Consider the following 261-nt stretch of genomic DNA (forward strand, 5'->3'; position numbering starts at 1 on the left):
GCTGATGCTGGACGTGTGCCGAACGGACTACACGCGCGGAGCGGAGTGCTCTGAATGTGAGCTTGGCGAGGTGCTTCTGCGGCTGTCACGGTTGCAAGCTGCGGTGTCTTTAGAGGATTGGACCATCCCTGTGTTCGCGATGGGCGTGCGTGAGGTCCCGCTGACGCTGGAGAACGTGCTGACGGAGGTCCGGCGTGCTGTCCAGCCTGACGAAGTTTCGCATGCGAAAGCCGGTGAAGGCGAGAGGGTTTCGCAGGACGA

At 62.1% G+C, this 261-nt stretch carries 1 protein-coding gene; it reads left to right on the forward strand.

Going from position 1 to position 261, the window contains the following annotated elements:
• Positions 1 to 261, forward strand: a 261-nt coding sequence (locus FAZ69_RS33640; RefSeq protein WP_206171261.1) for a hypothetical protein, incomplete at both ends; no start/stop codon positions are given.

Origin of the sequence: Trinickia terrae, from assembly GCF_005144415.1 — a bacterium.
Classification (GTDB): domain Bacteria; phylum Pseudomonadota; class Gammaproteobacteria; order Burkholderiales; family Burkholderiaceae; genus Trinickia_A; species Trinickia_A terrae.